Raw genomic sequence first — 800 nt, forward strand, 5'->3', positions numbered from 1 at the left:
CAGTGCTATTTTGCACTGTTCTTTTTCGCTTTTGTTGCCTTGTGTGTTGGTGTTATTGAGCTGTTGCATCAGAATCAGCAAGACCTTCAGCAAGAGCGCGTGCAAGTTGAAGCCAAAGAACAACTGTCTATTCTCCGCTCCAATTTGGAAGCGGTACTCATGGCTGATATTTACAAAGCCAGCACATTAGCGACGCTAATCACTTTGCTGCCAAATAGCGAAGAAGAGGAGCTAAGCATTGCCGCCGATCGTATTCTTAACAAAAGTAAGCACATCACGGTCATCGGTATTGCGGAAAATGATGTAATTAGCCATATATTCCCAACTCAAGGCAACGAGCGCGTCCTTGGTCTGGATTACCGTAAAGTACCAGCGCAATGGGTACAAGTTCAAAAAGCCAAAGATATTCAAGAGATTTTCATCGCGGGGCCGGTGTCGCTTGTTCAAGGTGGGCGAGGGCTTATTGTACGCGTGCCAGTATTTCGAGACCCGCCAATCAACAAAGAGTATTGGGGTGTGATCAGCGCTGTGGTGGATTTTGATGGTTTAATGCGAGAGACCGGCGTATTCGACTTCTCATACCATTATCCTTTGACGATACGCGGTTATGACAGCGGCGGCGAATATGGGGATATGTTCTTTGGTGATCCTAATCAAACGGGAAAATTGTACGCCAAAGAGCATGTGCACTTCCCTTACGGTGGCTGGAGTATGGCGGCCTACGCGGGTGGGCAGCTTGAGCAACAAATTTCGTGGTTTGAGCTGAACATCGTCAGAATCATTGGCTATCCCATTCTCAT

At 47.2% G+C, this 800-nt stretch carries 1 protein-coding gene; it reads left to right on the forward strand.

Annotation, left to right across the window (positions count from 1 at the left end; translation table 11 throughout):
- Nucleotides 1-800, forward strand: an 800-nt coding sequence (locus R7093_RS24950; protein WP_318146983.1) for a CHASE domain-containing protein, incomplete at both ends; no start/stop codon positions are given.

Source organism: Vibrio sp. 1580, assembly GCF_033340055.1.